This window comes from Massilia sp. CFBP9012 (assembly GCF_034045115.1).
In the GTDB taxonomy this organism is placed as follows: domain Bacteria; phylum Pseudomonadota; class Gammaproteobacteria; order Burkholderiales; family Burkholderiaceae_D; genus Telluria.
In genome coordinates, this window is sequence record NZ_JAXCWM010000001.1 from 201,706 (window position 1) to 221,204 (window position 19,499).

At 66.3% G+C, this 19,499-nt stretch carries 13 protein-coding genes; 5 read left to right on the forward strand and 8 right to left on the reverse strand.

The window, feature by feature from the left end; translation table 11 throughout:
• Positions 1 to 145 precede the first annotated feature (145 nt).
• Positions 146 to 1,063, reverse strand: a complete 918-nt coding sequence (locus SOM61_RS00815; RefSeq protein WP_320472309.1) for an MBL fold metallo-hydrolase — start codon at positions 1,061 to 1,063, stop codon at positions 146 to 148.
• 249 nt (positions 1,064 to 1,312) lie between these two features.
• Between SOM61_RS00815 and SOM61_RS00820 the strand changes: the two genes are divergently transcribed.
• Positions 1,313 to 1,750 (forward strand): FKBP-type peptidyl-prolyl cis-trans isomerase, encoded by a 438-nt coding sequence (locus SOM61_RS00820; protein ID WP_320472310.1) that lies wholly within the window; start codon positions 1,313 to 1,315, stop codon positions 1,748 to 1,750.
• Positions 1,751 to 1,762: 12 nt separating this feature from the next.
• Here the strand turns inward: SOM61_RS00820 and SOM61_RS00825 are convergent, their stop codons facing one another.
• From SOM61_RS00825 to SOM61_RS00850, 6 genes are all read right to left on the reverse strand, one after another.
• Entirely contained in the window at positions 1,763 to 2,485 is a 723-nt protein-coding gene (locus tag SOM61_RS00825; RefSeq protein ID WP_320472311.1) for a GntR family transcriptional regulator, read from the reverse strand.
• Between the two features lie 167 nt (positions 2,486 to 2,652).
• Positions 2,653 to 3,993, reverse strand: a complete 1,341-nt coding sequence (gene gudD, locus SOM61_RS00830) for a glucarate dehydratase (protein WP_320472312.1) — start codon at positions 3,991 to 3,993, stop codon at positions 2,653 to 2,655.
• 32 nt (positions 3,994 to 4,025) lie between these two features.
• Complete coding sequence (locus SOM61_RS00835; protein WP_320472313.1) at positions 4,026 to 5,879, reverse strand: glycoside hydrolase family 2 protein; 1,854 nt, start codon at positions 5,877 to 5,879, stop codon at positions 4,026 to 4,028.
• A gap of 11 nt (positions 5,880 to 5,890) precedes the next feature.
• Positions 5,891 to 8,176: a TonB-dependent receptor gene (locus SOM61_RS00840; RefSeq protein WP_320472314.1), complete on the reverse strand. Its 2,286-nt coding sequence runs from the start codon at positions 8,174 to 8,176 to the stop codon at positions 5,891 to 5,893.
• Between the two features lie 333 nt (positions 8,177 to 8,509).
• The gene (locus SOM61_RS00845; protein ID WP_320472315.1) at positions 8,510 to 10,114 is read right to left on the reverse strand and encodes a phytoene desaturase family protein; all 1,605 of its coding nucleotides are present in this window, start codon (positions 10,112 to 10,114) and stop codon (positions 8,510 to 8,512) included.
• Between the two features lie 238 nt (positions 10,115 to 10,352).
• Positions 10,353 to 12,554: an OsmC domain/YcaO domain-containing protein gene (locus SOM61_RS00850; protein ID WP_320472316.1), complete on the reverse strand. Its 2,202-nt coding sequence runs from the start codon at positions 12,552 to 12,554 to the stop codon at positions 10,353 to 10,355.
• Positions 12,555 to 12,817: 263 nt separating this feature from the next.
• On the opposite strand from SOM61_RS00850, the gene SOM61_RS00855 reads away from it, so the two are divergent.
• Positions 12,818 to 13,759 carry an alpha/beta hydrolase gene (locus SOM61_RS00855; RefSeq protein WP_320472317.1) on the forward strand — a complete coding sequence of 314 codons (942 nt, stop codon included), beginning with the start codon at positions 12,818 to 12,820 and terminating at the stop codon, positions 13,757 to 13,759.
• Between the two features lie 237 nt (positions 13,760 to 13,996).
• Positions 13,997 to 14,989: a site-specific integrase gene (locus SOM61_RS00860; RefSeq protein ID WP_320472318.1), complete on the forward strand. Its 993-nt coding sequence runs from the start codon at positions 13,997 to 13,999 to the stop codon at positions 14,987 to 14,989.
• 18 nt (positions 14,990 to 15,007) lie between these two features.
• Here the strand turns inward: SOM61_RS00860 and lldD are convergent, their stop codons facing one another.
• Positions 15,008 to 16,141, reverse strand: coding sequence for an FMN-dependent L-lactate dehydrogenase LldD (lldD, locus tag SOM61_RS00865; protein WP_320472319.1), 1,134 nt, complete (start codon positions 16,139 to 16,141; stop codon positions 15,008 to 15,010).
• A gap of 239 nt (positions 16,142 to 16,380) precedes the next feature.
• On the opposite strand from lldD, the gene SOM61_RS00870 reads away from it, so the two are divergent.
• Both SOM61_RS00870 and SOM61_RS00875 read left to right on the forward strand, forming a co-directional pair.
• Complete coding sequence (locus SOM61_RS00870) at positions 16,381 to 18,255, forward strand: rhamnogalacturonan lyase (RefSeq protein ID WP_320472320.1); 1,875 nt, start codon at positions 16,381 to 16,383, stop codon at positions 18,253 to 18,255.
• Positions 18,256 to 18,265: 10 nt separating this feature from the next.
• A complete protein-coding gene (locus SOM61_RS00875; protein ID WP_320472321.1) occupies positions 18,266 to 19,498 on the forward strand; it encodes a DUF4861 family protein in 1,233 nt (410 codons plus the stop codon).
• Position 19,499 lies beyond the last annotated feature (1 nt).

Genomic DNA, 19,499 nt, shown 5'->3' on the forward strand with positions numbered 1-19,499 from the left:
AAGATATTTCATATATCTTTTCACGGGCAATTCCGGATGCGCGCACATACGAAAAAAAGCCCGCCGAAGCGGGCTTGTTGATGCAAGTTGTCGAATCCGACGTTTCTTGGCGTTTCTTTAGCGCTTCCTGTCCGGCGCTTGCCGCTCAGTGATCCCAGAACACGGGCGCCCAGCGGAAAGTATCGCCGTCACGCGCCACCCGACCCACCGAGGGGAATGGCAGGTGGGTCGCGACCAGCAGGCCGCCGTTGTCCGCCAGTTCGCCGAACAGCGCGATGCGCACGCGGGCCGATTCCTCTGGATCGTGTTCGAAGCCGTTCTGCCAGTTGGGATGGTCGAAGCCGACCGGGAACATGGCGTCGCCGGCGAAGGTCAGACGCTGGCCGTTGGAGTCGATATCGACCACGCAGTGGCCGGGCGTATGGCCGCCGGTACGGCGCGCGACCACGCCGGGCGCCACCTCATGCCGCTCCTGGAACACGTGCAGATGGCCGCTGTACTGCTCCATGAACTGGCGCGCGGTCGAACGCAGCACGTCCGGCACCGGCTCCGGCATGGCCGTATGGCTGAAATCGGGCGTATCCCAGAACGCGACTTCGGCGGCGGCCACGTGGATGCGCAGGTCCGGACGCAGGCGTTCCTTGATGCCGTCGACCAGCAGGCCGCCGATATGGTCCATGTGCATATGGGTGATCACCACGTCGGTGACGCTGGACAGGTCGATGCCGGCGGCTTCCAGGCGGTGCGGAGTCTGTCCGGCACGCGGAAAGCCGGGGAATTGCGAGCCCAGGCCGGTGTCGACCAGGATCACCTGCTCGCCGCTTTTCGCCACCAGCACGTTCAACGGCCAGTCAAAGGCGTCCGGCGGCAGGAACATATGGTCCAGCCAGACGGCCAGGGCCGCCGGGTCGGCATTGGTGGCCATGGTCGCGGCGGGCAGCGGCAGCACGCCGTCACTGACCACCAGCACGTCGATCTCGCCGACGCGCAGGGCGTAGCGCGACGGGACCAGCTCGTCTGAACCGGGATCACCGGGCTTGATCGTGTTATCTCGGGCATTCATATTGACATCTCCTGGGTTGGCGGCCCTTGCATGTGGGCCGGGCCAGTCGGACGACTGGCAGTGAGATGTCATCGTATGCAGCGTGGGCGCCGACCGGTAGGCCTGCCGCTGTGCTCACGGTGTTGACTGAAACGCACCAAAGCAACAGAGCTGCGCGCGCCACGCATGCGCCGGTGTTGGCAGCGCGCGCGGCGCCATGTATGCTCCCGGGCATCCCATTCCGGCAACCACCACGAAAGAAAGAAGCCTATGAAACACCTGCTGTCCTCCTGCGTCCTCGGCCTGGGCCTGGCGCTGGCGCTGGCCGGCTGCGACCGCGCCCCGGCGCCGCAGTCGGCCGCGTCCGCGGTCGCCTTCCAGAAGATCGACACCATCCCCGGAACCGGCAAGGAAGCCGCGGCCGGCGCGACCGCCGTCGTCAACTACACCGGCTGGCTGTACGAGCCGGGCAAGGAAACGCTGCGCGGCACGCAATTCGATTCCTCGGTCGGACGCGCGCCGTTCAGCTTCCAGCTGGGCGCCGGCCAGGTCATCCGAGGTTGGGACGAAGGCGTGCAAGGCATGAAGGTCGGCGGCAAGCGCACCCTGATCCTGCCGCCCGAGATGGGCTATGGCGCCGGCGGCGCCGGTCCGATCCCGCCGAACGCGAGCCTGATCTTCGACGTCGAACTGCTCGACGTACGCTAACCTGGGCCGCCCTCAGGCGGCCATCGCCGGCGCGCCGTAGTCGAGCGGCAGCAGCAGATCGGGATAGCGCGTGCGCAGCGCGTCGATCGCGCTGAGCGTTCCCGACAGGTGCCTGCGCACCATCTGCTGAGCCGCGGCCGCATCGCCCCGCGCGATGGCCCCGGCGATCGCGGCGTGTTCGTCCAGGATCGACTGCGCCTTGCCATTGAGCGGCAGATGCAGGCGGCGCAGGCGGTCCAGGTTGCCGCTGCGGCTGCGCATCATGGACCACAGGTCGGGCACCGCCGCCGCGTGGTACAGGCAGCGGTGGAATTCCATGTCGACCTGGGTGAAGGTGCCAAGGTCGCCCGAGTCCAGGCTGGCGCGCTGGCGCTCGACCAGCGCGGTCAAGGTGCGCGCCAGGACCGGATCGGCGTCCTGGGCCAGCACCTGCACCATCTCCAGCTCCACCGACAGGCGCAAAAAATGCGCCTGCCTGGCCTGGGCCAGGTCGATCCGGCGCACCCGGGTCTGGTGCTGCGGATAGATGTCGACCAGGTGCTCTTCTTCCAGGCGCAGCAGCGCCTCGCGCACCGGGCTGGCCGACAGCTTGTAGAAGTCGCACAACTGGGGCCGCGCCAGCACCGTGCCCGGCTTGATGGCCAGGCTGACGATCAGTTCGCGCAGGTGTTCGAACACCTGGATGGTCGCGTTGCGCGAACGGTCGAGGTGGAAGTTGTCGGCGGCGAAATTCATGGTCGTATCTTTCGTGGCTTTCTCGTGGCTTGCGGGTCAACGGCGGCACTGGTATTTCAATGTTCCAGTGCCTGCCATTGTTCCCGATCGGCGCCCCGCTGTCCGCCCCTCGCGCGAATCAATCACGATCATGAGCGATCCGCGCCCTGCCCTTCATGCGTTGTGCATCAGCGCACCAGGCAGGGCCGCTTGTGGTCGAAGCGCCAGCCCGGCACCAGGAACTGCATCGCCACCGCGTCGTCGCGCGCGCCCAGGCCCATATTGCGGTAGGCCTGGTGCGCCGCTTCGAGGGCATCGGGATCGAGCTCGATGCCCAGGCCGGGCCTGGCCGGCACCCGCACCTGGCCATCCTCGATGCGCAGCGGCGCCTTCGTCAGGGCCTGCCCGTCCTGCCAGATCCAATGGGTGTCGATCGCCGTTACCCGGCCCGGCGCCGCCGCGCCCACGTGGGTGAACATGGCCAGCGAGATGTCGAAGTGGTTGTTCGAATGCGAGCCCCAGGTCAGGCCGAACATCTCGCACAGCTGCGCCACCCGCACCGAGCCCTGCATGGTCCAGAAATGCGGATCGGCGAGCGGGATGTCGACCGACTGCAGTTGCAGCGAATGGGCCAGCTGGCGCCAGTCGGTGGCGACCATATTGGTCGCGGTCGGCAAACCGGTGGCGCGCCGGAATTCGGCCATCACTTCGCGCCCCGAATAGCCGTTCTCGGCGCCGCACGGGTCTTCGGCATAGGCAAGTACGGCGTGCTGGTCGCGGCACAGGCGCACCGCTTCATCGAGCGACCAGGCGCCGTTCGGGTCGAGCGTGATGCGCGCCGCCGGGAAGCGTTCCTTGAGCGCCACCGCCGCCTCCATCTCGGCGGCGCCGTCCAGCACGCCGCCCTTGAGCTTGAAGTCCTGGAAACCGTAGCGAGCCTGCGCCGCCTCGGCCAGGCGCACCACGCCCTGGGCATCCATCGCTTCTTCGTTGCGCAGGCGCAGCCAGGCGTCGCCGGCGTCAGGCTCGGCGCGGTAGTCGATAGTGGTGCGGCCACGGTCGCCGATATAGAACAGGTAGCCGAGCATCGGCACCGCATCGCGCTGCCTGCCCTCCCCCAGCAGGTCCGCGACCGGCACTCCCATGAACTGGCCCAGCAGGTCGAGCAAGCACGATTCGACGGCGGTCACGGCGTGAATGGTGGTGCGCAGGTCGAAGGTCTGCAGGCCGCGCCCGCCGGCATCGCGGCCGGCGAACGCGCCGCGCATGTCGTTGAGCACCGCGAGATAGTCGCCCAGCGGCCGGCCGATGACGAGCGCACGCGCATCCTCGAGCGTGCGGCGGATCGATTCGCCGCCCGGCACTTCGCCCAGGCCGGTATTGCCGGCGCTGTCCGTCAGGATCACGATGTTGCGGGTGAACCAGGGCCCGTGGGCCCCGCTCAGGTTCATGAGCATGCTGTCCCGGCCGGCGACCGGAACGATGCGCATCGCGGTGACGACCGGCGCGCCGCCTGCGTGCAAAGGCATGGATGGTACTGGAGGAGTCATCGTCTGGGCGCTCATTTGCGGCGGTAATAGTCGGACAGGACGTCGAAGGCCTGCTTGCGCACACCGGTCTCGGACAGGATGCCCTTGCGGTTCCAGCCGTTCTGGAACACCGGGTGCTCGCGTCGCGGCGAGCGGAAGTCCTTCAGGATCCAGGGCGACAGGCCGCGCAGGGTCGGGATGCCCTCGGCCATGGCCAGCGTCTTGCGGTAGTACTCGGCCTGGTATTCCTCGGTAAACTTCTTGAGCCCCTGGCCGCGGTGGCCGGCCAGCGCATCGGCGCCGAACTCGGACAGGATCAGCGGCCGCTCGCCCGGGACATTCCAGCGCAGCTTCGCAATGCCGTCCAGCGTGTCGGGACCGTACCAGCCGGCATACACGTTCACCGCCAGCACGTCGAGCTTGTCGATCAGCGGATCCTGGATCTCCAGCACGTCGCCCTTGCGCTCGACCAGAAGCGCGGCGCTCACCAGGCGGGTCGGATCGAGCACGCGCACATTGTCGGCCATGGCGCCGTGGAAGCGCGTGCGCGACGGCGAAACAGGCGTCTCGTTACCGACGCTCCACAGGATCACCGAGGCGCGGTTGCGGTCGCGGTAGATGGTTTCGGCCTGCATCACGAGCGCCTTGCGCAGCACGGCAGGGTTGTCCCAGTCGACAGTCCAGTACACGGGAATCTCGCTCCACACCAGGAGGCCCATCTCGTCGGCCAGGCGCACCGTGGTCTCGGAGTGCGGATAATGCGACAGGCGCACGTAATTGCCGTTCAGGCCATGCTTGATCTCGTGCAGCAGAGCGCGCGACGCTTGCTCGGTCATATTGCGCCCCGGGTTCGGGCCGAACTCTTCCTCGTGCAGCGATATGCCGCGCAAGAACAGCGGCTTGCCGTTCAGGAGGATCTGGTTGCCCTTGACGGCGATGGTGCGGAAGCCCATGCGGTCGCGTACCTGGTCGCCGTTGGCAGAAAAGCGCACGTCGTACAGGGTCGGCTTCTCGGGCGTCCAGCGCTCCAGGCCCTTGGGCGCCGGCAGCTCGAGCAGCGCGCGGCCGTTGGCATCGGTGGTGGCGCGCGCCGTACCGAGCGTACCGATCGCCACCGTCACCGCCTGGTTCGCGGCCTGCGGTCCCTGCAGCTGCACTTCGCCGGCGATGCGGCCGTCGGCACGCAAGGTCAGCGTCGCATCGTCGATGAAGGTCGCGGGCGTGGTGATCAGACTGACCTTGCGGGTGATGCCGCCGTACAGGTCCCAGTCGGTGATCTGGGTCGGGATCGACTGGGCATCGTGGCTCGAATCGACGCCGACCACCAGCCGGTTGTCGCCCGCGCGCAGCGCGTCGGTGACTTCCAGCACGAAAGGCGTGAAGCCGCCTTCGTGGCGGCCCACTTCCTTGCCGTTGAGGTAGACGTAGGCGCGGTAGTTGACCGCCTCGAAGCGCAGGAAGGCGCGCTTGCCGGCTTCAGGCCGCGCATCGAACTTGCGCTGGAACCAGATCAGGCCATCGTAGTAGCGCAGCTCGGCCGCCGCCGCGTTCCAGGCGCCGGGCACGTTGATGAGCGGGCCGCGGTCCATGTCGAACTCGTAGAAATCGACGCCGCCCTTGGCTTCGACGGCGGCGACGTCGACGTCGCGCGCACGCTGCATGCGCGACTTGGCCACCCAGCCGTTGATGTCGGTAAGGCCGGTGCGGTACAGGTCTTTCGAGTAGGTCCACTGGCCGGACAGGTCCTGGCTGTCGCGGTGCAGCGCGCCGGTGAGCAGGAAGGCGGGTCGCAGAGAATCGGCCTGCGCCGCCTGCGCCTGCGCCAGCGCCGACTGGCAGGCCAGCGCGCCAACAAGGATCCAGAATGCGGTGATGAGTTTTTTCATGTCCTGGGATCTCAGAAATCGTATTTCATGCGCACGCCGAAGTAGCGGTCCGAGTTGCGCGGCAGGGTCTGGGTCAGCACGTGCACGTTGCCGAACACATTGTAGTTGTCGCCAACGAAGCTGGCGTAGCTCTTGTCGAACAGGTTGTTGACGTAGAAGGTCAGCTTCACGTTCTGCGATGGATTGAAGAAGGCGATGCTGCCGTTGACGGTGCCATAGCCCTTCTGGTCGGCCAGCGGATTGGCAGCCAGGTCGTAGTTGACGCTCGACTGGTACTGGCCGTTGATGTTGGCGATCCCGCTGTAGCCGCTCTCCCCGATCGGGAAGTTGTAGGTCGCGCCCAGATTGAGCTTGGTGCGCGGCGCGTTCGACAGGCGTTTTCCGGACAAATCTTGCAGCGGCACGCCGCCGATCAGGACGCAGCCCTCGGCGGCAGTCTGGCCCGGATAGCAGTTCGTGTTCGGGAATTTCTTGATCGTCGCGTCGACCCAGGCCACCGAGGCTTCGAGCAGCAGCGTGTTGATCGGCTTGGCCTGCACTTCGAGCTCCAGGCCGCGGGTGCGCAGTTCGCCGACGTTGGTGACGACGTTCTCGTAGGCCTGGGTGAGCGGATCGAGGCGGCGCGACTGGGCCTGGAAGTCCTCGTAGTCGGTGTGGAATACGGTGGCGTTGAGCTGCAGGCGGTTGCGGAAGAAGCGGCTCTTCATGCCCAGCTCCCACGATTCGGACGTCTCGGGCGCCACCGGCAGGCGCACGCGCGCCTCGTTGAAGCCGGTGGAGACGTCGTAGCCGGCGCCCTTGTAGCCGGTGGCGAAGGAACCGTAGACCATCACGTCCTTGACCAGGTCGTGCTGCAGCGCGACCTTGCCGGTGGTGGCGTCGTCGCGGCTGCGACCGTCGAAGATGGCCGGCACCGCCGGCAGGCGGTTGGCGAAATCGACCTCGATCGTCTCGCGGTTGAAGCGCACGCCGGTACTGACGCGGGTGGCCGGCGTGATCCGGTACTCGGCCTGGGCAAAGGCGGCGGCGGTCTGGTTGCCGGAGCGCGCTTCCCAATTGGCCAGGTTCGAGACCGGACCACGAAGGTAGCTGCGTTCGGTGCGCGAGTCGGCGTAATACAGGCCGCCGAGATAAGTGAGCGCGCCGTCGCCGTTGGACGACAGGCGCAGTTCCTGGGTCGACATGCGCGAGCGGTATGGGCCGCCGGCGGTGACGCCGCCATGGAAGCGTCCATTCGACTGCGGGCCGAGCTGGTCGAGGTTGGTGCCGTCGAAGTCGGCCAGGAAGTCGAATTCCCAGTCCTGCCAGGTGGTGACCGAAGTGATCGTGTGGTTGTCCAGCTTCCAGTTCAGGGTGCCGGCAATGCTGCGCGACTCGTGTTCGGCGAAGCCCGGATCGTCCATCCGCACGTCGCGGTTGTCCGGGCCAGGGGTGATGCCGACCAGGGCCGGGCCGATCGGCGCCACGCCGCGCAGGCTGGCGCCCGGCGGCACCGACAGGAAGGTCGTGACCGGGCCTTCGATACGGCGCTTGTTGTAGTCGGCGATCAGGCGGCCGTCCAGGCTCGTGGTGGGCTTGAAGTCCAGGCGCAGCCGCGCTCCTTTGCTGCGTTCGCCGTTCAGCTTGGCGCCCGATTCGAGATTGGTGACGTCGCCCTCGCGGTTGCCGCTGTAGGCGTTCAGGCGATAACCCAGCTTGTCGCTGATCGGGCCCGAGATGCCGGTTTCCAGGCGCTTCTCGCCGTCGCTGGTGACGGTGACCTGGGCATGGCCCTCTTGCTCCTCGCTCGATTCCTTGGTGACGATGTTGATCACGCCGGCCGACGAGTTCTTGCCGAACAGCGTACCTTGCGGGCCGCGCAGCACCTCGACGCGCGCGATGTCGCTCAGGTTCGAAAACGCCTGTAATTGCTGGATCACGGGCACGTCGTCGATGATCACCGAGACGGCCGATTCGATGCCGATGCTGAAGGCGAAGGTGCCGATACCGCGCAGCGCGATATTGTTATTGTTCGGGTTCTCGTTGATGGTCAGGGCTGGCGCCACGCGGGTCAGGTCCGAGAAGCCGACGATCTGCTGGTTCTCGATCGCGCGTTCGTCCACGGTGCTGACCGCGACCGGCACGTCCTGCATCGCCTGCGGGCGTTTTTGCGCGGTCACCGTCACCACTTGCAGGCCTTCCGACGACTGCGTATTCGTTTCTTGAGCGTGGGCGGTCATGGCGCCGGCGGCCAGGAGGGCCGCGGCGTGGGCGATGGCGGTGAGGGCCGAGCGACGGCGCGAGGATGGAAAACTCATTGTGTCTCCTGATAATAATTGTGAAATGCGTTCTACAAGCGGTGTGATCGACTAGTATTTCAGCGCTCACCTCGCTGTCCATCGCCGCCGCGCTGCCTTTACTATTTGACTGCGGCGGGTCCACGCCTGGCGCACCAGGCACGGGGAATCTCTAAAAAATGGCTGACTCGCACAGGGGCGAGCCAGCAAAGAGACAGCAGCTGACTCGGGTTGCCTCAGAGCATCCAATCGGCCGACTGCGGTGATATATTAGGATTCCAACCCACCATGCACAACAGCCTGGCGGGTTTAGTCACCAAGTTGAGCGAAGCGGCGGTTTGAAAGGCGTTTCGATCACGCGGGTGATCGAACCCGGAAGTCGCGCAGGATCTCGCGCGCGGCATTGTGGCCTGGCGCGCCGGTGACGCCGCCACCGGGATGGTTGCCCGCGCCGCAGGTGTAAAGACCCGCCACCGGCCCGCGGTAGTCGGCATGACCCAGCATCGGGCGCGCCGAAAAAAGCTGGTCGAGCCCCAGCGCGCCGTGGAAGATGTCGCCACCGACCAGGCCGAACGTGCGTTCCAGGTCGAGTGGGCTCATGATCTGGCGGCCCAGCACCGCACGCCTGAAATTCGGCGCATGGCGATCGACGGTGTCGATCATGAGGTCGGCCACCCGCTCGCGGTGCTCGTCCCAGCTCGCGCCATCGGGAAGTTGCGGCGCGACGTGCTGGCAGAACAGGCTGGCCACGTGCTGCCCCGGCGGGGCCAGGGTCGGGTCGAGCGTCGACGGGATCAGGAGTTCGACGATCGGCGCTTGCGACCAGCCCGACGCACGCGCGTCGTGGTAGGCGCGCTCCATGTACTCCAGGCTGGGTGCGATGATGATGCCGCTGCCATGGTGTTCGGCCATCGCCTTGCCCGGCAGGCAGCGAAAATCCGGCAGTTCGGACAGCGCGACGTTCATGCGGAAGGTGCCCGACCCGCAGCGCCATGCCTCCATGCGGCGCAAGAAGTCAGCCGGCAGCGCGCCAGGGTCGACCAGCCGGGTGTACAGCAGGCGCGGATTGAGGTTCGATACGACCGCGCGCGCATCGAGCCGCTCGGCGCCGCTCGTGACGACGCCGGTGGCGCGGCCCTTGTGCAGCAGGACTTCATCTACCGCGCAGCCGGTGCGGATCTCGACGCCCAGCGCCTGCACCGCCTTCGCCATCGCCTGGGTGATGGCCCCCATGCCGCCGATCGCGTGGCCCCAGGCGCCCTTCTTGCCATTGACCTCGCCGAACACGTGGTGCAGCAGCACATAGGCCGATCCGGGCGTGTACGGACTGGCGTAGTTTCCCACCACGCTGTCGAAACCATAGGCCGCCTTGATCGGATCGCTCTCGAACCAGCCGTCCAGATAGTCGCCCGCCGATTTGGTGAACAGGTCCAGTAGTTCGCGCTGGCCGGCCAGCGACAGCTTGCGCATGCGGTTGCCGAGGCGGCCGGCCTTGAGCAGCTCGGGCAGCGCGGCCAGCCAGCCGCCCTGGATGCGGTTGGGCGGCGTCTGCAGCACCAGTTCGCGCAGCAGGTCGGCCGCGTCGTCCAGCTGCCGGTGGTAGTCGTCCAGGCGCGCGGCGTCGCGTGGCGAGAACTTCGCCACCTCGGCAGCAGTCCGGCCGGCGCCGACCTTCAGGTAGCGGCCATCGTCGAGCGGGAGAAAGTTGGAGAGCGGGCGTTCGACGATGCGCAGGCCGTGCCGGGCCAGCGCCATGTCGTCGATCACCTTGGGGTTGAGCAGCGAGACGGTGTAGGCGGCCACGGAGTTGCGAAAGCCGGGATGGAATTCCTCGGTGACCGCGGCGCCGCCGACGACGTCGCGCCGCTCGAGCAGCGTCACCTTCAGGCCGGCGCGGGCCAGGTACCAGGCGCAGACCAGGCCGTTATGGCCGGCGCCGATGATGATTGCGTCGCGCATCTGGCGTCTCCCCGAAGCGTTCAAGCGAACGCGACGATTCTACCGAGGGAATGTGCCGATGGCAAAAAAAGAGCCGCTGCGGACAGGTAATGCCGTTAGCTAAGCCCAAAGTCTTCTTGAGTTAGCATAAAAACGTCGTCCCCACGAAGGTGGGGACCCAATCTCGCAAGCGTTTCGACGACGTTTGCAGAACTTGGGTCCCCACCTGCGTGGGGACGACGTCTCGGTCATGCTCGCCTTACTTCGCGGCGGCCGCCTTCGCGCGCGCCGCGTGCAGCTTGCGGTAGCTGTCGATCAGGCGATGGTGGCGGTCCAGACCTTCGAGCTGCATGCTGGTTGGGGTCAGACCGTGGAAGCGCACGCTGCCGTCGACCGAACCCAGCACCGCATCCATCCGCGTGTCGCCGAACATGCGGCGGAAGTTGACGACGTAGTCGTCCAGTTCCAGCTCGTCGTCCAGCACCACCTCGAGCACCACATTCATGGCCTGGTAGAACAGGCCGCGCTCGACGGTGTTGTCGTTGTACTGCAGGAAGGCGCCCACCAGTTCGTGCGCGTCCTCGAAGCGCTGCAGCGCGAGGTTGACCAGGAGGCGCAGCTCGAGCACCGTCAGCTGGCCCCAGTCGGTGTTCTCGTCGAACTCGATGCCGATCAGGCTGGCGATATCGGAGTACTCGTCCAGCTCATTGTTTTCCAGGCGCTCGAGCAGCGCCTCCAGGCTGTCGTCGTCCAGGCGGTGCAGGTTGAGGATATCGGAACGGAACAGCAGCGATTTATTCGTGTTATCCCAGATCAGGTCTTCAACCGGATACACCTCGGAATAGTCGGGCACCAGGATGCGGCAGGCCACCGCGCCCAGCTGGTCGTACACGGCGGTGTAGACTTCCTTGCCCATCTCTTCGAGGATGGCGAGCAGGGTCGCGGCTTCCTCGGCGTTGGCATTGTCGCCCTGTGCGGTGAAGTCCCACTCGACGAAATCGACTTCGGATTTGGCGCTGAAGAAGCGCCACGAGACGACGCCGCTCGAATCGATGAAGTGCTCGACGAAGTTATAGGGCTCGGTCACGGCTTCGCTGGCGAAGGTCGGCCGCGGCAGGTCGTTGAGGCCTTCGAAGCTGCGGCCCTGCAGCAGTTCGGTCAGGCTGCGCTCCAGCGCCACTTCGAAGCTCGGGTGGGCGCCGAAGGAAGCGAAGACGCCGCCGGTGCGCGGGTTCATCAGGGTCACGCACATCACCGGGTATTGGCCGCCCAGCGAGGCGTCCTTGACCAGCACCGGGAAACCCTGCTCTTCCAGGGCCTTGATGCCGGCCACGATGCCGGGATACTTGGCCAGCACTTCTTGCGGCACGTCGGGCAAGGCCATCTCGCTTTCCAGGATCTCGCGCTTGACGGCGCGCTCGAAGATCTCGGACAGGCACTGCACCTGCGCTTCGGCCAGCGTGTTACCGGCGCTCATGCCGTTACTGGCATACAGGTTTTCGATCAGGTTCGACGGGAAGTACACGACCTCGCCGTCCGACTGGCGCACGAAGGGCAGCGCTACGATGCCGCGCTCCACATTGCCCGAATTGGTATCGATCAGGTGCGAGCCACGCAATTCGCCATCGGGGTCGTAGAACGACAGGCTGTATTCATCGAGGATGCCATCCGGGAGCGCATCGTCCGGACCAGGCTTGAACCAGCGCTCGTTCGGATAATGCACGAAGTCGGCGTTGGCGATGTCTTCGCCCCAGAATACGCCGGCGTAGAAGTGGTTGTTGTTCAGGCGTTCGATGTATTCGCCCAGGGCCGAGGCCAGCGCGCTTTCCTTGGTCGCGCCCTTGCCGTTGGTGAAGCACATCGGCGAATGCGCATCGCGGATATGCAGCGACCAGACATTGGGCACGATATTGCGCCACGACGCAATCTCGATCTTGATGCCCCAGCTGGCCAGCAGGCCAGACATATTGGCGATGGTCTGCTCCAGCGGCAGGTCCTTGCCGGGGATATAGGTACGCGATGCCGAGTCTGGCTGCAGGGTGAGCAAGGCCTGGGCGTCGGCGTCCAGGTTGGCCACTTCCTCGATCACGAATTCGGGACCGGCCTGCACGACTTTCTTGACCGTGCAACGCTCGATCGAGCGCAGGATGCCCTGGCGGTCCTTGTCGGAGATGTCGGCCGGCAGCTCGACCTGGATCTTGAAGATCTGCTGGTAGCGGTTTTCCGGGTCGACGATATTGTTTTGCGACAGGCGGATATTCTCGGTCGGGATATCCCGGGTATTGCAGTACAACTTCACGAAATACGCCGCGCACAGGGCGGACGAAGCCAGGAAGTAATCGAATGGGCCTGGCGCCGAGCCGTCGCCCTTATAGCGGATGGGCTGGTCGGCGATGACGGTGAAATCGTCGAACTTGGCTTCCAGGCGAAGCTTGTCGAGGAAGTTGACTTTAATTTCCATGGAAAAATCCAGATACGGTGGGTGAAAATACAAAGCCCTGTCGGGACAGGGCTCATGGGTCACTGTACAGTACGGAATTTCTCGTGGAGAGTCGCGCTTCGCTCGATCCGCTACTGCCAAGATAGCGCGCGTATTTTAACACGCAGGTGCCCCATCGCCGCCCGGCCGGATGGTTCATTGCAGTACTTGCTCAGCCCCCACTGGGTTACCATAAGGATAATAATAACGAAGGATAACCCATGCACACGACACGGAGACGCATCTTGAAACAAGTCGGGGCCGCCATGCTGGCCGCATCCACATCGGGGGCCGCGCTTTCAGCCACGCCTGAATCGGCAGCAAGCTGGCCACCCTTGCCCGCAACGATCCCGCTCTGGCCCGAAGGCGTGCCCGGCGCCCGCGCCGGACTGGAAGCCGAACGCTACGTCGATGGCAGGATCAGCCAGGTCTCCGAGCCCACCCTCACCGTCTATCCTCCGGCGGTCGACCGCGCCAACGGGAGCGCCGTCATCATCTGTCCCGGCGGCGGCTACGAGCGCCTGGCCATCGAGCGCGAAGGCGAACAGTATGCGCGCTGGCTGTCGAGCCTGGGCGTGACCGCCTTCGTGCTCAAGTACCGGATGCGCGAATTCCGTCATCCGGCGCCGCTGCAGGACGTGCTGCGCGCGGTGCGCCTGGTGCGCTCGCAGGCGGACAATTACAAGCTGCGGCCGGAGCGCATCGGCGTGATGGGCAGTTCGGCCGGCGGCCACCTCGCCGCCAGCGCCGGCACCCTGTTCGACCATCCGCTGGGGCGCACCGGCGCCCCGCTCGACGCTGTCAGCGCCCGTCCCGACTTCCTGGTGCTGATGTATCCGGTGATCGCGCTCGATGGGCCGGCGGCCCACATGGGATCGCGCAACGCCCTGCTCGGCGCATCGCCCAGCGCGGCAGATGTGGAGCTGATGTCGGTGGCGCGCCAGGTGACGGCGCGCACGCCGCCGACCTTGCTGATCCATACCCAGGCCGATGCCTCGGTACCGGTCGAGAACAGCATCCTGTTCTATCAGGCTCTCACGCGCGCGAAGGTGCCAGCCGAGATGTATCTGTTCGAGCATGGGACGCATGGCATGGGCATGCGGCCCAATCTGGGAACCGCTTCGGCATGGCCGCGGCGCGCCGAGGAGTGGTTACGCGAGCGCGGCTTGCTGGACAAGACGGAATAAACGGATTCCCTACCTCCGGTTCGCGCGTCGACCAGCTTGGGAGTGATGTACTTCGAGGGCGGCCAGACTCTGGCCGGCGCCATGGTGCACCTCGACCTCCCCTCTGGCTGCCTGCAAAAAGATCGTTATTCTTTCCGTAGTCCGTGGCGCATGATGATTTGGTGCGCTTTGCGCTCCTTGTTGGTTAGTTACATTTTATGATAAGGTTACACCAACCCCAATCCATCGCGCCTCGCCATGCCCACCTCTACTTCATGGGACGCCGACCCATTCAAATCCTTCAAGGCCTTCATATCCACCACGGCCTTCGCCGAAACCGGTCGACGCCAGCGCGCCGACGGCACGCTGCGGGTGCTGTCCGCCGAGTCGGCGAAGATCTACCTGTTCATGTTCAACAACCTGGCGGGCTGGCTGCAGGAACAACGCATCACCTTCTCCCGGGTCACGCAGGCCGACCTGCTGCGCTTCATCGGCCGCACGGTCAGGGGCAAGCGCGTCCTGAACAGCAAGATCGCCTACCGCTACCTGCGCCTGCTCGAACGCTGCTACGAGCATCTCGGGGTCGTGCCCAATCCAGCGCAAGAGGCGATCCTCGGCATCGACCGCGCCCACATCGCGAAGGACGAGGCCGGACGCACCCTGTCGGAAGACCAGCTGCAGCGCTTCTTCGCCGCGCTGCCGGCCGAGGCGCCGCGCAAACGCCGCAACACCCCATTCGATGGCTGGAAGCGCCGCCGCGACCGGGCCATGCAGGTGGTCATCGCGCTGGCGGGGCTGAAAGTAACAGAGGCGGTCGGCCTGTTGATCACAGAAGTCGGTCGCCAGGCATCGATCGACGGCGCGCTCGTGCTGACGATCACGCCGACCGAAAAACTCGACACCAGCCATGAACACGAGGTCACCCTCCCCCGTGAAGGCGCCGACGAATTGCAGGCCTGGCTGGAGGAGCGGGAAACGATGGCGATCCCGGGCGAGTTCGTCTTCCCGGCCAACCTCACCGGCGCCAGGATGACCAGGAAAACCGTCTATATGCAGATGCGCGCTACCTTTGAGCGGGCCGGCATGGACTTGTCGCGCTCCGGCGGGCGCACCTTGCGCAACACCTTCGCCAAGCGCCAGCTCGATCAGGGCGCGAGCCCCGACGAGCTGAAGGACGTACTTGGCCTGGCGCTCGAGCGTTCCGCCGCCGACTACAAGCTCACGCGCGTGAAGCCGGACCCGGAAGAGTAAGCGGCGCCCAAAGGACTGTCAGGCCGCCAGCAGGTGCGGCCCGATCTCGCTGACCGAGCGCACGCCGGTCAGGACCATATTGGTGCGCAAGTCCTTCTCCATGATCTGCAGCAGGCGCTCGACCCCGGCCTGGCCCTGCGTGGCCAGCGCATACACGAAGGCGCGCCCCAGCAGGACGCCGTCCGCCCCCAGCGCCAGCATGCGGAACACGTCGGTCCCGGTGCGCACGCCGCCGTCGGCGAAGATCGTCATCTGCCCCTGGACCGCGGCCGCGATGGCCGGCAGCACCGCGGCGCTCGACGGCGCGCCATCGAGCTGACGACCGCCGTGGTTGGACACCACGATGCCGTCGGCGCCGAAGGCCAGCGCATCGCGCGCATCCTCCGGATCGAGAATCCCCTTGATCACCAGCTTGCCCTGCCACTCGTCGCGGATCCACTGCAGGTCGGGCCAGGCGATGCCGGGATCGAAATTGGCGCCGAGCCAGCCGATGTAGTCGGCCAGGCCGGTCGCGCTGCCGCGATAGGCCGTGATGTTGCCCAGGTCGTGCGGACGCCCGAACAGGCCCACGTCCCAGGCCCAGCGCGGATGCAGCGCGGCCTGCAGCATGCGCCGCAGCGGCGCGTTCGGTCCGCTCATGCCGCTGTGGGCGTCGCGGTAGCGCGCGCCGGGCACCGGCATGTCCACCGTGAACACCAGGGTGCGCGAGCCGAGTTCCCATGCACGGCGCATCACGTCGCGCATGAAGCCGCGGTCCTTCAGCACGTACAGCTGGAACCAGATCGGATGCGCGGCCTGTGCCGCCACCTCGGCCAACGGGCACACCGAGACGGTCGACTGGATGAACGGGATGTTGCGGTGACAGGCGGCGCGCACCGCCTGCACCTCGCCGCGCCGGGCATACATGCCGGTCAGGCCCACCGGCGCCAGCGCGATCGGCAGCGAATAGTCTTCGCCGAACCACTGCACGTTCAAATCGAGCTGCTCGGAGCCGCGCAGCACACGCTGGCGCAGCTTGATCGCCTGTAGGTCGTCGACATTGCTGCGCAGGGTCTGCTCAGCGCCGGCGCCGCCGTCGAGGTAGTGGAACAGGAAGGGAGGCAGCCGGCGGCGCGCGGCCTGGCGGAAGTCGGTGGCGGACGAAATGATCATGTACGGGGTCAGGATGAGCAGATGAGCGGATCGAATCCGCAGTCTACGCCGTCGCCCACCTTCGCGTCCATCGACAGGGCCAGGATAATCAGTGGCCTGATCGCGCGCACGGTATTGACATGCGCTGCAAACGCTCAAGCGCCTGATTAAATGGACCTCCGGACCACCCGCCCGTTGACACTTCCCGAGCGGAAAATGAATACTCGGCCGGGCAAGCCTTGATCAGCGACAGGATAACCATGGCGTCCCCCTTCCACTACCAAGCACTGAAACGCGGCGCGGCCCTCGCGCTGCTGGCACTGGCCTGCACCGCCTGCGCCACCCCGGGCCGCCAGCTGGAACCCCTCGATCGCGGCGTGGTCGCGATCCACACCGGCGACGGCAATTTCATCAGCTGGCGCGCACTCGGGCCGGAGGACCCGGCCACCACCTTCAACCTGTACCGCGACGGCGTGCGCGTCAACGGCGAGCCGCTAACCGCCACCAACTTCGTCGACGTCGGTGCCGCCGCCAGCGCGGCCTATAGCGTACGCGCTGTGAGCAAGGGCAGCGAGAGTCAGGTCGATGCGCGCGCCGGCGCCACCTGGCCGCAGCCGTTCAAGACCATCCCCTTGCGCAAACCCGCTGGTGGCGTAACCCCGGACGGCGAGGCCTATACCTACGGCGTCAACGATGGTTCGGCCGCCGACCTCGATGGCGACGGCGTCTACGAATTGCTGGTCAAGTGGCAGCCGACCAATGCCCACGACAATGCACATCGCGGCTATACCGGATCGACCCTGATCGACGCTTACCGCCTGGACGGCACGTTCATGTGGCGCATCGACCTGGGCAAAAACATCCGCGCCGGCGCCCACTACACGACCTATCTCGCCTTCGACTTCGACGGCGACGGCCGCGCCGAACTGATGGCCAAGACCGCCGACGGCACGGTCGATGGGACCGGCAAGGCCATCGGCGACCCGGCGGCGGACCATCGCAACAAGGCCGGCTACATCCTGGCCGGCCCCGAGTTCCTGACCGTATTCGACGGCCGCACCGGCGCCGCGCTGGCCAGCACCGATTACACGCCTCGGCGCGGCGACGTCGCGGCCTGGGGGGATGCCTACGGCAACCGGGTCGACCGCTTCCTGGGAGGCGTGGCCTACCTCGACGGCAAGCGGCCGAGCGCCGTGTTCGCGCGCGGCTACTACACGCGCGCCGTGCTCGCGGTATGGGACTGGCGCGACAACCGGCTCACCCGGCGCTGGGTATTCGACAGCGATGCGCCCGCCAACGCCGCCGCCGCCGGCCAGGGCGCGCACTGGATGGCCGTGGCCGACGCCGATGGCGACGGCCACGACGACATCGTCTACGGCGCCGCCACCATCAGGAGCGACGGCACCCTGATGTACAGCACCGGCCTGTGTCACGGCGACGCCCTGCACGTCGGCAAGCACGACCCCAGCCGGCCCGGCCTGCAGGTGTTCATGGTGCACGAGTCGCCATCGTGCTACCGCGGCAACGGCGCCGAGATGCACGACGCCGCCACCGGCAAGGTCTTGTGGGGCATCGCCAGCACCATCGACGTTGGGCGCGGCATCTGCATGGACATCGATCCCGCGCACCCCGGCAACGAGTGCTGGGCCGCTATCGGCGGCATCAACGACCCGGCCGGCGGCCTGGTGAACGCCGCCGGCGTCCAGATATCGTCAATCCGCCCGCGCGCCTACAACTTCGGCCTGTGGTGGGATGGCGACCTGCTGCGCGAATCGCTCGACGGCACCCGGATCGAAAAATGGAACCCGCAGGCCCAGCGCCTCGAACCGCTGCTCGACGGCGCGAAACACGGCGCAGCCTCGATCAACGGCACCAAGGCCAATCCCGTGCTGTCGGCCGACCTGTTCGGCGACTGGCGCGAAGAAGTGGTCTGGCGCAGCGCCAATGACGAGTCCCTCCTGGTGTTCTCCACCACGGCGCCGACCCGGCACCGCATCCCGACCCTGATGCACGACACCCAGTACCGGGTGCAGGTAGCGGCGCAGAATGCCGCCTACAACCAGCCGCCCCACCCCAGCTTCTTCCTCGGCGAAGGCATGACGCTGCCGCTGCAGACTTCCGATCAATCCAGATAGAGCTTCCGATATGAATCTTAGCCTTCCCTTACGCCTGACCTTTCCCCTCGCCGCCGTCGCCGCGCTGTTCTCCTTCGACGCCAGCGCCTTTGATCGCCTGAGCGTGACCGCCAACCATGCGCTCGACATCGCCCGTCCGGCCGAGACGATCTCGGTCCCGTGGGCCCGCGTCAACGACGCCCTGCCCCAGGCCCGCGCGCAGCAGCTCGTGATCAAGGACGCCGCCGGCCGTACCCTCGTTTACCAGGTAACCAATGTCGACGCCACCGCCAAGGACCCGAAGATGATCGGCGCCGCCTATGGCGAGCTGCTGTTCCAGTACGACTTCAAGGCCGGCGAGAAGTCGGCCACCTTCACGATCGAGAAAGCCGGCGCCACCGTGCCGCCATTCCCGCCCAAAACGTATGCGCGTTTCGTCCAGGAGCGGCTCGACGACTTCGCCTGGGAAAACGACAAGCTGGCGCACCGCGCCTACGGCCCCGCGCTCAAGGCGCCGGCGGCGCCGGGCAGCGACAAGGAAGTGCTGGTTACCAGCGGCCTCGATATCTGGTTCAAGCGGGTGCCGTATCCGGTGGTCGACCGTTGGTACAACATCGGCCACGACCACTACCATGAAGACCAGGGCGAAGGCATCGACATGTACAACGTCGGCCCGACCCGCGGCGCCGGCGGCACCGGCATCTGGGACGGCAAGACCCTGCACGTCGGCGCCAATTACCGCCAGTGGCGGATCCTGGCCAATGGTCCGATCCGCACCGTATTCGAACTGCACTACGACGCCTGGGATGCCAATGGCGCCAAGGTGGCCGAAGTGAAGCGCTTCACGGTCGACGCCGGCCGCTATTTCGACCGCATCGACAGCACCTTCACCTTCAGCGGTCCGGCCACGCTCAATGCCGCCGTCGGCCTGCACAAGACGCCGAGCGACAAGGGCCAGGAAGTCAAGGTCGACTTTGCCGAGAACAAGGCGGACGGCAGCCTGGTGCAATGGGTCACGCAGCGCAGTTTCGGGGACTTCGGCGTGGCCGTGATCGTGCCCTCGGCCTCCGCCTTCGCCTCCGACGTGCGCAACGGCCTGGTGACGGCGCCGGTCACGTCCGGCAAGCCGCTGCGCTACCACGTCGGCGCCGCCTGGACCCGCGGCAGCCCGTTCGCGACCCAGGCGCTGTGGCAGAAGCACGTCGCCGACGAGGCGGCGCGCCTGCGTTCGCCGGTGAGCGTGAGCCTGGCGGCGGGACGCTGAC

Coding starts and splice junctions, on each gene's coding strand:
- SOM61_RS00815 (WP_320472309.1), bottom strand. CDS start 1,063: ATGAATGCCCGAGATAACACGATCAAGCCCGGTGATCCCGGTTCAGAC.
- SOM61_RS00825 (WP_320472311.1), bottom strand. CDS start 2,485: ATGAATTTCGCCGCCGACAACTTCCACCTCGACCGTTCGCGCAACGCG.
- SOM61_RS00850 (WP_320472316.1), bottom strand. CDS start 12,554: ATGGAAATTAAAGTCAACTTCCTCGACAAGCTTCGCCTGGAAGCCAAG.
- SOM61_RS00875 (WP_320472321.1), top strand. CDS start 18,266: ATGAATCTTAGCCTTCCCTTACGCCTGACCTTTCCCCTCGCCGCCGTC.
- SOM61_RS00840 (WP_320472314.1), bottom strand. CDS start 8,176: ATGAGTTTTCCATCCTCGCGCCGTCGCTCGGCCCTCACCGCCATCGCC.
- SOM61_RS00835 (WP_320472313.1), bottom strand. CDS start 5,879: ATGAAAAAACTCATCACCGCATTCTGGATCCTTGTTGGCGCGCTGGCC.
- SOM61_RS00845 (WP_320472315.1), bottom strand. CDS start 10,114: ATGCGCGACGCAATCATCATCGGCGCCGGCCATAACGGCCTGGTCTGC.
- SOM61_RS00860 (WP_320472318.1), top strand. CDS start 13,997: ATGCCCACCTCTACTTCATGGGACGCCGACCCATTCAAATCCTTCAAG.
- gudD (WP_320472312.1), bottom strand. CDS start 3,993: ATGCCTTTGCACGCAGGCGGCGCGCCGGTCGTCACCGCGATGCGCATC.
- SOM61_RS00870 (WP_320472320.1), top strand. CDS start 16,381: ATGGCGTCCCCCTTCCACTACCAAGCACTGAAACGCGGCGCGGCCCTC.
- SOM61_RS00820 (WP_320472310.1), top strand. CDS start 1,313: ATGAAACACCTGCTGTCCTCCTGCGTCCTCGGCCTGGGCCTGGCGCTG.
- lldD (WP_320472319.1), bottom strand. CDS start 16,141: ATGATCATTTCGTCCGCCACCGACTTCCGCCAGGCCGCGCGCCGCCGG.